Origin of the sequence: Methylobacterium aerolatum, from assembly GCF_022179085.1 — a bacterium.
Classification (GTDB): Bacteria; Pseudomonadota; Alphaproteobacteria; order Rhizobiales; family Beijerinckiaceae; genus Methylobacterium; species Methylobacterium aerolatum.
The window spans coordinates 74,266-87,680 of the sequence record NZ_BPQE01000008.1 but is presented as its reverse complement, the minus strand read 5'-3'; the positions used below and the strand labels follow the sequence as shown (position 1 = coordinate 87,680).

At 70.4% G+C, this 13,415-nt stretch carries 10 protein-coding genes; 2 read left to right on the top strand and 8 right to left on the bottom strand.

Annotation, left to right across the window (positions count from 1 at the left end; all coding sequences use genetic code 11):
- Positions 1–187: 187 nt before the first annotated feature.
- Positions 188–1,459 (top strand): hypothetical protein, encoded by a 1,272-nt coding sequence (locus MFF06_RS05890; protein WP_238202088.1) that lies wholly within the window; start codon positions 188–190, stop codon positions 1,457–1,459.
- Between the two features lie 188 nt (positions 1,460–1,647).
- On the opposite strand, the gene speG is transcribed toward MFF06_RS05890, so the two are convergent.
- The 3 genes from speG to apaG are packed head-to-tail and all read right to left on the bottom strand — an operon-like array spanning position 1,648 to position 3,827.
- Entirely contained in the window at positions 1,648–2,214 is a 567-nt protein-coding gene (gene speG, locus MFF06_RS05885) for a spermidine N1-acetyltransferase (protein ID WP_238202087.1), read from the bottom strand.
- On the bottom strand, positions 2,211–3,380 hold the full coding sequence (gene argE, locus MFF06_RS05880) for an acetylornithine deacetylase (RefSeq protein WP_238202086.1): 1,170 nt from the start codon (positions 3,378–3,380) through the stop codon (positions 2,211–2,213). The genes speG and argE overlap by 4 nt, the downstream gene beginning before the upstream one ends.
- Positions 3,381–3,434: 54 nt before the next feature.
- A complete protein-coding gene (gene apaG, locus MFF06_RS05875) occupies positions 3,435–3,827 on the bottom strand; it encodes a Co2+/Mg2+ efflux facilitator ApaG/CorD (protein ID WP_238202085.1) in 393 nt (130 codons plus the stop codon).
- 254 nt (positions 3,828–4,081) lie between these two features.
- On the opposite strand from apaG, the gene MFF06_RS05870 reads away from it, so the two are divergent.
- Positions 4,082–5,179 (top strand): 2'-deoxycytidine 5'-triphosphate deaminase, encoded by a 1,098-nt coding sequence (locus tag MFF06_RS05870; protein ID WP_238202084.1) that lies wholly within the window; start codon positions 4,082–4,084, stop codon positions 5,177–5,179.
- 103 nt (positions 5,180–5,282) lie between these two features.
- Here the strand turns inward: MFF06_RS05870 and MFF06_RS05865 are convergent, their stop codons facing one another.
- The 5 genes from MFF06_RS05865 to tkt all read right to left on the bottom strand — a co-directional run bounded on the left by MFF06_RS05865 (position 5,283) and on the right by tkt (position 13,413).
- Entirely contained in the window at positions 5,283–6,008 is a 726-nt protein-coding gene (locus MFF06_RS05865; RefSeq protein WP_238202083.1) for an HD-GYP domain-containing protein, read from the bottom strand.
- Between the two features lie 422 nt (positions 6,009–6,430).
- Positions 6,431–7,156 (bottom strand): 6-phosphogluconolactonase, encoded by a 726-nt coding sequence (gene pgl / locus MFF06_RS05860; protein WP_238202082.1) that lies wholly within the window; start codon positions 7,154–7,156, stop codon positions 6,431–6,433.
- A gap of 38 nt (positions 7,157–7,194) precedes the next feature.
- Positions 7,195–8,175: a phosphogluconate dehydrogenase (NAD(+)-dependent, decarboxylating) gene (gene gnd, locus MFF06_RS05855; protein ID WP_238202081.1), complete on the bottom strand. Its 981-nt coding sequence runs from the start codon at positions 8,173–8,175 to the stop codon at positions 7,195–7,197.
- A gap of 163 nt (positions 8,176–8,338) precedes the next feature.
- On the bottom strand, positions 8,339–11,188 hold the full coding sequence (locus MFF06_RS05850; protein WP_238202080.1) for a bifunctional transaldolase/phosoglucose isomerase: 2,850 nt from the start codon (positions 11,186–11,188) through the stop codon (positions 8,339–8,341).
- A 149-nt stretch (positions 11,189–11,337) separates the two neighbouring features.
- On the bottom strand, positions 11,338–13,413 hold the full coding sequence (gene tkt, locus MFF06_RS05845) for a transketolase (protein ID WP_238202079.1): 2,076 nt from the start codon (positions 13,411–13,413) through the stop codon (positions 11,338–11,340).
- Between the last annotated feature and the right edge of the window lie 2 nt (positions 13,414–13,415).

Sequence of the window (13,415 nt, the reverse complement as noted above, 5' to 3'; positions counted from 1 at the left end):
GACCGCGACGCCGTCCGCCAGCCTCAAACAGAGCGAAGAGTACGTACGATCCCGCCTTACGGCCAAGCTTATCTTCGCGGAACGCGCAAGTACTCGTTAGTGTTGCGCGATTTTCTACACTCCGACAGTTGAACCCTTTCCAATCCCTCAGCGTTGCGAAGCGTAATTTTCCAGCTGAGGAAACGCCATGTCTCACCTTACCACACGAGTGTCCGTCGGCTTGGCCGCGCTCCTGCTCAGCACGTCGGTCTATGCCCAGCAGGGCATGGGCGGCGGCGAGCGCGGCGGGGCCGGCGGCGGCCAGGGCCGTCCGGAAGCCGGCATGAAGGCCGAGGGCGGCGCCAAGGCCGGCGGCATGAACGGCGGTGTCGCGGCAGGCGGCGAGGCGACCGGCGCCCGCACCGACCGCGACGCGGGCGGCAAGATGAGCCAGGACCGCGCCGGCCGGGCCGATGCCAAGTCCGACGCTGCCAAGGCCGACTCTGCCAAGGCCGACACCGCGAAGGCCGACCGGGCCGGGGGTGCCGACCGCGCCGGAGATCGCGAAACCGACCGGAGCGCCCGCAACGGTGCCGAGCGCGGCGACCGCGCGGACCGCGACCGTCGCGACAGCGACCGCACTGCCACGCGCGGCGAGTTCCGGAGCGGTCGCGACCGCGTCGAGACCCGCACCAGCGCGCGCTTCGAGGGCGGCTTCCGCCGCGAGGGGCGCTTCGTGTTCATCGGCGGCCAGCGCGTCGTCTACGGCTCGCCCGAGTATCGCCGCCTGATCGTCGAGCATCGCGGCCCGCGCGAGCGTTACGTGGTGATCCGCGGCCAGCGCGTCGTCTATGGTTCGCCCGAGTACCGCCGCCTCGTCAGCGTTCGCGAGACCGGGACCCGCACCCGCTACGTGACCATCCGCGGCCAGCGCGTCCTCTACGGCTCGCCCGAGTACCGCCGCCTCGTCAGCATCCGCGAGACCGGCCCGAGCGAGCGCTGGGTGGTGATCCGCGGCCAACGCGTCCGCTACGGCTCGGCCGAGTACCGTCGCCTGTCCGGCGGCGTGGTCGGGGCGAGCTTCGGCACCGAGACCCGCACGAGCGTCCGCACGGACCGCGAGCGGGGCGGCTTCCGCAGCGAGCAGAACCGTCGCGGCGACGTTCAGGCCCGCGGCGAGAACCGGGGCGACATGAAGCGTGACGGCAGGAACGACGCCAAGAACGACATGAAGAACGACGGCGCCCGCAATGCCGGAATGCGCGGCGACGCCGACCGTGGCAACGCCATGCGCAACGTCTCCGACCGCAACCAGGGCGGCGGCATGGAGCGCGGCGACAACCGTGGTGGTGACATGCAGCGCGGCGGCGGTCGCGGCGCCGAGGGCGCCGGTGCCGCGGGTGGCATGAACGCGGGCGGCGGTGCCAATGCCGGCGGCATGAAGGCCGGTGGCGGCGCGGGTGCGGGCGCTGGCCGGTAAACCCTGACGACCAGAGGGCCGGGCGAAAGCCCGGCCCTTTCTACGGCGACGACACGCCGTGCTCCGATCCCACCCATCACTTCAGGATCAGGTGGGAGGAGTGAGAGTCGGCGACTTTCCGGCCGGACACTCAGGATGAGACGGCGGACGGCAAAGCCGAGAGCGCCCCTTGGAAGACGTGTCCCAGACTACGTCTTCAGCACCGGCTCCGCCGGGTCGCCGCCGCCGCGGGCGGCGAGGTAGTCGGGCTGGAACAGGCACATGCGCACGGCGTCCCGGTAGCGGCCGTTCACGAAGAACTCGTCCTTGAGCACGCCCTCGGGCCGGAAGCCGCAGCGCTCGTAGATCCGCACGGCACGCTGGTTCTCTCGGTCGACGTGCAAGTACAACTTGTGGATGTTGAGAACGCTGAAGGCGTAATCCATCACGATCCGCGTCGCCCGCCACGCGTAGCCCCGGCCCTGGAACGAGGGGTGGATCGCGATCTGGAACTCGCAGCGGCGGTGGAGGTGGTTGATCTCCACCAGCTCGATCAGCCCGGCGGGCTCGCCGTCCGGGGCGGCGACGATGAAGCGGCGCTCGGTCTGATTGTGGATGTTGCGCTCGTAGAGCTGCTGCAGCTCGGCGAAGGACTCGTAGGCCTCCTCGAACCAGTAGCGCATGATGCTGTCGTTGTTGTTGAGCTGGTGGACGAAGCGCAGGTCCTCGCGCTCCAGCGGCCGCAACTTCACATGTTCGTGTGCCCGGAGGGTCATGCCGCGCACTCCGCGATGAGGCGGCGCAGGAAGGCCTCCCCTCCGGCGAGCGCGTCGAGGGTGATGAACTCGTCCGGCTGGTGGGCCTGGGCGATGTCGCCGGGGCCGCAGACCACGGTCGGGATGCCCGCCGCCTGGAAGCGTCCGGCCTCCGTCGCATAGGGCATGGCCACGGTGTGGTTGCGTCCGGCGAGCCGCAGGGCGAGGCGCTCCGCCTCCGAACCCGGATCGGGGGCGAGGCCGGGGATCGCCACCTCCTCGAGCGTGTCGATCCGGCCGAACTCGCCGTAGCGGTTGAGCCGCCGCGCCGTCACCTCGGCGGCCGCCGCCGCGAACAGGCGCGGGACCTCGGCGGGATCGAGGTCGGGCAGGCCGCGATACTCCCAGTGGAACCGGCACTCGCGGGCGAGGATGTTGCGGGCGGTGCCGCCCTGGATCGTGCCCACGTGGAGGGTGGTGGCCGGTGGCTCGAACCGGCCAGAGGCATCGCCCCGCTCGATCATCCGGTCGGCGATACGGTTGAGTTCGGCGACGAGGTCGCAGGCCGCCGTGACCGCGTTGGCGCCGAGTTCCGGCCGGGAGGAATGCGCCTCGCGCCCGTGGACGGTGGTCAGATAGGTGACGATGCTCTTGTGCGCGTCCGCCACGTCGAGGCCCGTGGGCTCGCCGACGATGCAGGCTCCGGGGCGCGGCAGGTCCTCGCCGAACCGGGCGATGGCATCCAGGGGCCCGAGGCAGGTGGTCTCCTCGTCGTAGGACAGGAGGAGATGGATCGGCCGCGTGAGCCCGGCCGCGAGCATGTCCGGGACGAGGGCCAGCGCCAGGGCGCAGAAGCCCTTCATGTCGACGGCGCCGCGCCCGTAGGCCCGCCCGTCCGCCACCCGCAGGGTGAAGGGGTCGGAGGTCCAGTCCTGACCGGTGACCGGCACCACGTCGGTATGGCCCGAGAGGATGACGCCGCCGTCCACGGACGGGCCGATCGTGGCGAACAGGGCGGCCTTGTCGCCCGCCGCGTTCGGGAAGCGGCGCGAGGGGACGCCCCACCCGTCGAGATAGGCGCCGACCCAGTCGATCAGCGCGAGGTTGGGCTTGTCGCTCTCCGTGTCGTACGAAACGAGCCGCGAGAGCATTTCGAGCGGGCTCATCCGCTCGCTGGTCGTGGACATGATCCCTCCGGGGAGCCCCCGGTCTGCACGTCACCCGAACGGGACCGGCCGGACTCAGTGCAGGCTGCGGCGGACGTGCGGGCTATCGAGGGAGAAGGCGGGGATCTCGGCCTCGAAGCTCTCGCCGGCCACCGTCGCCATCGTGTAGCTGCCGGCCATCAGCCCGTCGGGTGTCGTGAGGGGGCAGCCGCTGGTGTAGCAGAAGGACTCGCCCGGCTCCAGAACCGGCTGCTTGCCGACGACGCCCGCGCCCCGCACCTCCTGCAGGGCACCACGCCCGTCGATGATTCGCCAGTGGCGCGAACGGAGCTGGACCTGCTCCGACCCGTTGTTCACGATCTCGACGGTATAGGCAAAGAAATAGCGGCTCTCGTGAGGGGAGGATTCCTCCTCCACGAAGCGCGGCTGCACCGTTACGCTGATCCCCCGTGTCTCGGCCTTGTACATTGCCCTGAACGGCCCCCGGAGAGCATGCGATTCGACCGGACCGGCTTTCGCCGCACCGCGGTGTAGGTGGTAGTTGGCGGGAGAATCGCCGTCAATTGCGGCGGATTACGTCGCGCGTTTCCGTCGTGTAGCGTCACCGTCTGGTCAAGGGAGCGTTAAAGCGACCTTAGGAGCCCGTCGCGGACAAGGGACGGCGCGGCCCCCGGGCATCCGACGGGCCGGGACCGCGGGGGCGGCGCGACGGGAGCGGAGCGATGGGTGCGGGCGTGACCTCGAGGACGGACGGAATCCTGCCCGCCCAGGCGATCGCCGCCTTGACGGAGGCGGGCGGGATACGCCCCGCAACTCCTTATGCGGCCGACCAAATCCAGCCGGCGAGCCTCGATCTGCGGCTCGGCCAGCGGGCCTACCGTGTCCGCACCAGCTTCCTGCCGGGCGCCTCACGCACCGTGGGCGATTGCGTCGGGCGCCTGTCGCTCCACGCCATCGACCTGCGCCCCGGCGCTGTCCTCGAAACCGGCTGCGTCTACATCGCTGAGTTGCAGGAGAGCCTTGCGCTACCGTCGGACCTCGCGGCGTCGGCCAACCCCAAGAGTTCGACCGGGCGCATCGACGTCTTCACCCGCGTCATCGCGGACCGGGCGGAGGCGTTCGATCAGGTCGAGCCGGGCTATGCCGGGCCGCTCTACGCGGAGATCTCGCCGCGCACCTTCCCCGTCCTGGTGCGGACCGGCTCGCGCCTGTCGCAGATCCGCTTCCGCCGGGGCCAGCCGCGCCTCGCGGAGGCCGATCTCGCCGCGCTGCACGCGCGCACGCCGCTCGTGAACGTCGCCGCGCCCTCGCTCCAGGGCGGCGTCGCCGTGTCGGTGGACCTGGCGGGCTTCGACGGGCTGATCGGCTACCGGGCCAAGCGCCATACCGGCCTCGTGGATGTGGATGCGCCGGGCGCCCACGGGATCGACGCCTTCTGGGAGCGCCTGCCCGCCGACGGCAGCGCCAGCCTGATCCTCGATCCCGGCCAGTTCTACATCCTCGCCTCCAAGGAATCGGTGCAGGTCCCGCCGGACCACGCCGCCGAGATGGTGCCCTTCGATCCGCTGGTGGGAGAGTTCCGGGTCCATTACGCGGGCTTCTTCGATCCGGGCTTCGGCCATGCCGGGGCGGGAGGGGCGGGCGCCCGGGCGGTGCTGGAAGTCCGCTCCCGGGACGTGCCCTTCCTGTTGGAGGACGGCCAGATCGTCGGCCGCCTCGTCTACGAGCGCATGGCCGAGGAGCCCGCCACCCTCTACGGCGCGGGTGCCGGCTCGAACTACCAAGCCCAGGGCCTGAAGCTCTCGAAGCATTTCGTGTGATCGCTCGTCACTGCGAGCGAAGAAAAGCAATCCGGGGGCGGAGGATCCTTGTTGGACCTCGGCGCATCCCTGGATTGCTTCTCTTCGCTCGCAATGACGGTGTCTAAAGCTCCGCCACGGCCCGCTCGAACGCGGCGACCAGGGTCGGATCGAGCTTGCGGCCCATGGCGCGCAGGTGGCCGAGGGCCTCGGAAGTCGGCAGGGGCTCGCGGTAGGGGCGCCGCTCGATCAGCGCCGCGTAGATATCGCAGATCGTGATGAACCGGACGATGCCGGGGATCTCGTCGCCGGACAGCTTGTCCGGGTATCCCGTCCCGTCGAGCAATTCGTGATGGTGGCGAACGACGGAGAGGAGCGCGTCCTCGAATCCGCCGGTCTCAATCAGCAGGGCATGGCCGAGTGTGGTGTGGGTGCGCATCACCGCACGCTCGGCCGGGTCGAGGGGACCGGCCTTGTTCAGGATGCCTAAGGGAATGCGTGCCTTGCCGACATCGTGGACGAGGGCGGCGCGGACCACCTGCTCCCGGTCGCGCAGCCCGTAGCCGAGGGCGATGCCGAAGGTCGCGGCGAGCCCCGCCACCAGCAGGCAGTGCTGGTAGGTGGCGTCGTCGTAGGCGCGCACCGTGTCGAGCCACGCCCCGAGGCCGGCTTCGCTCACCGCCCCGAGGATCGGGTCGAGCCCGTCGTCGATGAGTTGCGGATCGACGGTTCCGGTGAGCCGGGCGGCGTCGAGCAGGCCCGCGAGGACGCTGCCCGCCCGGTCGGCGGCCTCTCCGATCACCGATCCGCGCCCCCGCGACGGTGGGGAGGCTGGGGGAGAGGCGCGCATCGTACTCTTCGGATCGGCCGGTGACGGTCGTGCGCGGGACACGGCCAAGCCTGCGGCGTGGAGGTCGCGCAGCATAGCCGCCCCAACCTTGCCAGAGGGTAACGGCCGCTTGAGCGGTTTCGGCGATACTTGGATCAGACGCCGTCCCCGTCTTTGCGAGCGTCAGCGAAGCGATCCAGGGCAGCGGGGCCTGACCGAACGTGGCGTATCCCCGGATGGCTTCGCTTCGCTCGCAAGACGGTCGAGCAAGCGGCCCGGATCAAACCAAAAACGCCTGAGTGCATCGATCCAGACGGAGGCGTCGGCCGAGCCTTGCACCAGTGCCGTGACGCACTCACTTCGTTCATGCGTGTCTGCACTAGATAATTGTTTCTGCATCAATTTTTCCAGTCTCGGCTGACGCCTCCGACTGGATCGATGCACTAGCCCGCCGCCGCCTCGTCGAGCAGCCATGCCACCTGCGGACCCCTCACCCGCCCGGCGGGCAGATCCTCGCCGGCGGCCAGCCGGGCGAGCGGCGCGCGCTTGCCCGCGCCGGTGACGAGAAACAGAACGTGCCGGGCGCTCGCCAGCGCGGGGAAGGTCAGGCTGATCCGGGGCACGAAGGGTTCGAGGCCCGCCTCCGGGACGGGAGCGACGAGGGCGCCCGTCTCCTCGACCGCCGGCTTGCCGGGAAACAGCGAAGCGGTGTGCCCATCTTCGCCAAGGCCGAGCAGGACGAGGGCGAAGAGCGGCCGGGCCGGATCGAGGGTGTCGGCGCCGTAGACGTCGAGGAGGGTGCGTTCGTAGGCCCGCGCCCCGGCCTCGAGCCCCTCGTCCGAGGGGATGAAGTGCAGGTGCGTCGGCGGGATCGCGCTGCCGTGGCCGAAGGCCTCGCGCACCATGTGGACGTTGCTGCGCGGGTCGTCCCACGGCACGGCCCGGTCGTCGCCGAAGAACCAGTGGATCCGCTTCCACGGCACCCGCGCGGAAAATTCGGGACCGGCGAGGAGGGCGTAGAGGCGCTTCGGCGTGGAGCCGCCGGACAGACAGACGGCGACCCGCTCCTCCCCGGCCTCGTGGCAGGCGACGATCAGGCGTTCGGCCGCCTCCCGGGCCACGGCGTCGGGATCGGGCAGGACGTGCGTTCCGGCGGGCAGCGTCGCCATGCGATCCTCGCGAGTGCGATGGGTGGGGCCAGGGGCTCTTACGACTTCTTCGGCTCCTGGTGGCCGCCGAAGCCCTTGCGCATCGCCGAGAGGAGCTTGTCGGCGTAGGAGGCGTCCTCCCGCGAGCGGAAGCGGCGGTAGAGGGCGGCCGAGAGGACGGTGGCCGGCACGGCCTGCTCGATGGCGGCGTTGATGGTCCACCGGCCCTCGCCGGAATCCTCCACGAAGCCCGAGAAGCCCTCCAGGCTGTCGTCGCCCGCCAGCGCCTGGGCCGTCAGGTCGAGGAGCCAGGAGGACACCACGCTGCCCCGGCGCCAGACCTCGGCGATGTCGCCGAGGTTGAGGTCGAAGCGCCGCTCCTCGGGCAGGTTCTCGGAATTGGCGTGGCGGAGGATGTCGAACCCCTCCGCGTAGGCCTGCATCAGCCCGTACTCGATGCCGTTATGGACCATCTTGACGTAGTGGCCCGCCCCCGTGGGACCGGCATGGATGTAGCCCTGCTCGGCGCGGGCATCGCGACCCTCGCGGCCCGGGGTCCGGGGCACGTCGCCGAGGCCCGGCGCCAGGGTGGCGAAGATCGGGTCGAGGCGATCCACGGCCGACCGGTCGCCGCCGATCATCATGCAGTAGCCGCGCTCCAGGCCCCAGACGCCGCCGGAGGTGCCGACGTCCACGTAGTGGATGCCCCTGGCCTTCAGTTCGCCGCCCCGGCGGACGTCGTCGCCGAAGAAGGAGTTGCCGCCGTCGATGATGCAGTCGTCCGCCTGCATCAGGCCGCCCAGCGCCTGCACCGTCTCCTCGGTGATGGCTCCGGCCGGCAGCATCACCCAGGCGGCGCGGGGCGGCTCGAGCTTGGAGACGAGGTCCTCGAGGCTCGTCGCCCCGACGGCCCCTTCCTTCACCAGGGCCTCGACGGCTTGCGCGTTCCGGTCGAACACCACCGCCGTGTGCCCGTTCCGCAGCAGCCGCCGGACGATGTTGCCGCCCATCCGGCCGAGGCCGATCATGCCGAGTTGCATCGCCTATAGCTCCCGGGTGTTCCCCTCCCCCGTGTGGGGAGGGGTAGGGGTGGGGGTGGTGCCGGACGAGGCGAGCCGGTGCCTTCTGAACCGCCCCCACCTCCACCTCCTGCCCACAAGGGGGAGGAGAGCAGCGTGTCGCGGGGGAGGGGAGACAACCGCGTCACCCCACGGCCGCCTTCAGCGCGGCGGCGATGCGCTTCAGCCCGGCCTCGTTCTGCCCGGCCTTGAGATGGACCCGCAGGGCCCGGCGCCCGCGCTCCGCGAGCACCGCGAAGTCGCCCCGGGCCTGGGCCGCGACCACCGTCGCGAAGCCGAGTGACCGGCCCGGGATCGGCAGGTCCTCGGCGGCGTCGCCGGTGATCTGCACGAAGACGCCCGTATCCGGCCCGCCCTTGTAGGCCTGCCCCGTGGAGTGGAGGAAGCGCGGCCCGAATTCCAGGCAGGTCGCCACCTTGCGGGCATCGCGCACGGCCAGACGCGCCTCCTGCAACACGGCGTGGTTCGCCTCGTTGCGGGGGATGTAGGCGAGGAGGGCGACGTAGTCGTCCTGCCGCAGGCGGCCGAGATGGGCCTTGAGGGCGGCATCGAGCCCGTCCCGGGCCTGGGGCAGCGCCTCGGCATTGGCGGGGTCGGCAAAGAGGGCCAGCGTCTCGTCCTCGTAGAGGGGCGTCTCGCCGGGAAGCGACCCGCTCTTCTCGGCTTCCGCGAACAGCTTCTTCGTCTCGATCTTGCTCGCCTCGACATCGGGCTGGTCGAAGGGGTTGATCTCCAGGAGCGCACCGGCCACCGCCGTGGCGATCTCCAGGCGGTAGAATTCCTGCGGCAGCTGCTCGACGCCGTCGAGGCCGATCCGGGCGATCGGATGACCGTCCTTCTCCAGCGCCGAGAGGGCGGCGTCCTGGGCGGGGTCGGCTTGGTTGTCGAGGCGCAGGTACAGGAAGAACCGGTCGTGCCCGTAGACCGCCGGCACGCCCGCCGGCTCGCCGTCCACCGGGATCAGCCCCTTGCCGACCTTGCCGGTCGATTCCGCGATGAGCTGCTCGGCCCAGGCACCGAAGCTCGCGATGCCGGGGGAGGCGATGACCGTCACCTTGTCCCGGCCCTTGAGCGCCGCCGCGCCCATGGCGGTGCCGAGCAGCACGCCGGGATTGTTGTGCGGCGGCACGGCCGGGCCGCAGGAGCGGACCATGATCCGGGCGCGGCTCAGCAGGTCCTCGACGTCGAGGCCCATGGCGGCGGCGGGCACGAGGCCGAAGGCCGAGAGCACCGAGTAGCGCCCGCCGATCTGCTTCACGCCGTAGAAGATTTTCGCGAAGTTCTGCGACTTGGCCGCCTTCTCCATGTCGGAGCCCGGATCGGTGACGGCCACGAAATGGTCGCCCACCCTGTCGCCCACGGTCTGCTTCACGCGGTCGTAGAAGTAGTCGCGGAAGACGTTGGGCTCCAGGGTCGAGCCGGACTTGGAGGAGACGATGAACAGCGTCCGGGCGAGGTCGATCCCGGCCTCGACGGCGCGGACCTCGTCCGGGTGGGTCGAGTCGAGGATGCGGAGCGCCGGGAAGCCCTCGCGCTGGCCGTAGGTCAGGCTCAACACCTCCGGACCGAGGCTCGACCCGCCCATGCCGAGGACCACGGCATGGGTGAAGCCCTGGCCCTTCACCCAGTCGGCGAAGGCGGCATAGTCGGCGGCCTTCTCGAGTTCCTCCTCCACGATGTGGAGCCAGCCGAGCCAGTTCGCCTCGTCGGCGCCGGTCCAGACCGTGGCGTCGCGCGCCCAGAGGCGGCGGATCGCGCCGCTTGCCCGCCACGCCTCCACGGCCTTGGCGGATTCCGCGCTCAGGATGTCGCACTGGGCGAGCGCCTGCGGGTTGAGGCGGGCGCCTAGCAGCGCGGCGCGCTTGCCCGCCACCGCGCCGAGCAGGTTGTCGGCGGCGTCGATGAAGAGCTGCACGCCCTCCTTCACGAGTTGCTCGGCCACCGCCTCGATGTCGATGCCGGCGCGGGCGAGGCCCGCCATCACCGCCTCGGCGCCGGGCACGTCCTCCTCGATCGTCGCGCGGACCTCGCCGTGGTCGCGGAAGGCGGCCATGGTGACGGGCGGCATGGTGTTGACGGTGTTCGGGCCGATCAGCTCCTCGACGTAGAGCACGTCGGAATAGGCCTTGTTCTTGGTGCCCGTGGAGGCCCAGAGCAGGCGCTGGGCCTTGGCGCCCTTCTCCGCCAGCGCCTGCCATTGAGCTTCGGCGAAGATCCGCTTGTAGCGCTGATAGGCGAGCTTGGCGTTGGCGATGGCGACCTTGCCCTTGAGGGAGCCCAGCGCGATCGTCTCGTCGGGGTCGTTGGCGGCGGCGATCTTGTCGTCGAGCAGCTTGTCCACCAGCGTGTCGATGCGGCTGATGAAGAAGCTTGCCACGCTGGCGATGCGCGAGACGTCGTGGCCCGCCCTGGCGCGCTCCTCCAGCCCGTCGATGAAGGCCCGGGCCACCGCCTCGTAGGCCTCCTGGGAGAACAGCAGGGTGACGTTGATCGAGATGCCCTCCGCCGTCAGCTGGCGGATCGCCGGGATGCCCTCCGGCGTCGCGGGCACCTTCACCATCAGGTTGTCGCGGGAGACCGCCTTGTGGAGGCGACGGGCCTCGTCCAGCGTCGCTTGCGTATCGAGGGCGAGGTAGGGCGAGACCTCGAGGCTCACGTAGCCGTCGGCCCCGTCGCTCGCCTCGTAGACCGGGCGCAGCACGTCCGCCGCCGCCTGGATGTCGGCGATGGCGAGGCTTTCGTAGATGTCGATGACGCGGTGGTCGTCGCCGTCCTGCATCGCCTTCAGGCTGGCGTCGTACTCGTCCGAGTGGCCGATGGCCTTCTCGAAGATCGACGGGTTGGAGGTGACGCCGCGCAGGCCGTCCTCCTCCACGAGCGTCTTCAGTTCACCCTTCTCGATGAAGCCGCGGGCGACGAAGTCGAGCCAGACGGCCTGATCCTGTCGGTCGTGCAGGGCCTTGAGCGCGTTCATGTCCGAGCCTCGTGCTGTCAATCGCGACCTGCTCTCCTCCCCCTCGCAGGGAGGAGGTGGAGGTGGGGGTGGTTCAGAAGGCGCCGCCGGGCATCATCCGGCACCACCTTCACCCCCGACCCCTCCCCGCAAAGGGGAGGGGAGTTGCCTCAATGCCTGTGCTTGGCCACCTGCGCCTTCGCGGCCTCCAGCACCTTCTCGGGGGTAAACCCGAACTTGGTCAGGAGATCCTTGAGGGGCGCCGAGGCGCCGAAGGTGTTCATGCCGACGATGGTGCCCTCCGAGCCGGCATAGCGGTCCCAGCCGATGACGCTGCCCTGCTCGACGGCGACGCGCGCCTTCACGGCGGGCGGCAACACCGCGTCGCGGTAGCCCTGGTCCTGCCGCTCGAACAGGTCCCAGGAGGGCATGGAGACGACGCGGGCCTTCACGCCCTCGGCCTTCAGCGCCTCGTAGGCGCCGACGCAGAGCTGCACCTCGGAGCCGGAGCCGAGCAGGATCACGTCGGGCGTGCCCTCGCTGTCGGCCAACACGTAGCCGCCCTTCGCGGTGCCGGAGGCGGCGCCGTACTTGGAGCGGTCGAGGGTCGGCAGGGCCTGCCGGGAGAGGGCCAGAACCGCCGGCTGATCCTTCAGCGAGAAGATCACCCGGTAGGCTTCCGCCACCTCGTTGGCGTCGGCCGGGCGGATCGTCACCAGGCCGGGGATGCAGCGGAGCGAGAGCAACTGCTCCACCGGCTGGTGGGTCGGCCCGTCCTCGCCCACGCCGATCGAGTCGTGGGTGAAGATGTGGAAGACCGGCAGCTCCATCAGCGCGGCGAGGCGGATCGGCGGGCGCATGTAGTCGGCGAAGACGAGGAAGGTCGCGCCGTAGGCCCTCAAGCCCACGAGGCCCAGCCCGTTCACGATGGAGCCCATGGCATGCTCGCGCACGCCGAAATGGACGTTGCGCCCGCCGGGGTTCAGCGGGGTGAGCGAGCCCGCGCCCTCGAAGGTCAGGTTCGACTTGTTGGACGGGGCGAGATCCGCCGAGCCGCCAAGGAGGAACGGCACGTGCTGGGCAATCGCGTTCAACACCTTGCCCGAGGATTCGCGGGTGGCGAGGCCCTTGGCGTCCGCCTCGAAGACCGGGATATCCTTGTCCCAACCCTCGGGGAGGCGCCCTTCGAGGAAGGCCGAGAGCTGCTCGGCATGGGCGGCGTCCGAGTCCTTCGCCTTGGCGAACAGGCCCTGCCATGCGTCGTAGAGCGCGGCGCCGCGCTTCCCGATGCCGTCGCGGAAATTCTCCATCACGCCGTCGGGCACGAGGAACTGCGCGTCCTCCGGCCAGCCGTAGGCGCGCTTGGCCCCCTTCACCTCGTCCTCGCCGAGCGCGTCCGAGTGGGCCTTGGAGGTGCCCTGCTTCTTCGGGGCGCCGTAGCCGATCACCGACTTGACGATGATCAGCGTCGGCCGGTCCCGGCTCGCGACGAAGGTGTCGAGCGCCGCCGTGATGGCGTGGACGTCGTTGGCGTCGGCGACCCGCAGCACCTGCCAGCCATAGGCGAGGAAGCGGGTGGCGACCTCCTCCCCGAAGGCGAGTTCGGTGTGGCCCTCGATGGTGATGGTGTTGTCGTCGTAGATCCAGCACAGGTTCGACAGGCGCAGGTGCCCGGCGATGGAGGCGGCCTCCGAGGCGACGCCCTCCATCAGGTCGCCGTCCGAGCACAGCGCGTAGACGTTGTAGTCGAAGAGGGGCAGTCCCGGCCGGTTGAGATGCTCCCTGAGGAAGCGCCCGCCCATCGCCATGCCGACGGAGTTCGCGACGCCCTGGCCCAGCGGCCCGGTGGTGGTCTCCACGCCGGTGGTGAAGTGGTATTCCGGATGGCCGGGGGTGCGGCTGTCGATCTGCCGGAAGCGCTTGATCTCGTCGAGGCTCACGGCCGGTGCGTTGCCGCCGTCGCTCTCCGCGACGTTGGCGAGGTGCAGCAGCGCGTAGAGCAGCATCGAGGCGTGGCCGCAGGAAAGCACGAACCGGTCGCGGTTCGGCCAGTGCGGATGCGCCGGGTCGTAGCGCAGGTAGCGGTTCCACAGGGTGTAGGCGATGGGGGCCAGCGCCATCGGCGCGCCGGGATGGCCGGAATTCGCCTTCTGCACCGCGTCGATCGCCAGGGTGCGGATCGTGTCGATGCTGAGCCTGTCGATCTCGGCAAGCCCGGCGCGGGCGGGTGTGTCGGCTCCGCTCATGG